1 protein-coding gene is annotated in these 244 nt (G+C 64.3%); it reads right to left on the bottom strand.

All coding sequences use genetic code 11. From position 1 onward, the window contains the following. Positions 1-48: 48 nt before the first annotated feature. A partial coding sequence (locus SB689_RS23935) for a hypothetical protein (protein WP_410694521.1) occupies positions 49-244 on the bottom strand: 196 nt, incomplete at its 5' end.

A 244-nucleotide genomic window follows, 5' to 3' on the forward strand; every position in this document is an offset into this window, starting at 1 on the left:
GCACGCCGAACAGCAGCCAGGGCATCAGGTAGAGCCAGTCCATCGGCATCATGACAGGGGCCTCCGATCAGTCGCGCCATGCGCATGGCTGGCGATGGCGGGAGACAGAACCGCTGCCGTCCCCTCCGGTATTGCCAGCGCTTCCGCCTCGTTGGGCGTATTGAGCGCCTTCTCCATGGCCTGCATGCCGTGCAGCCAGGCATGCAGCAGCCGTTGCAGACTGAACAGCACGATGAAGATGCCG

Source organism: Chryseobacterium sp. SIMBA_038 (genome assembly GCF_046535115.1).
Taxonomy (GTDB): domain Bacteria; phylum Bacteroidota; class Bacteroidia; order Flavobacteriales; family Weeksellaceae; genus Chryseobacterium.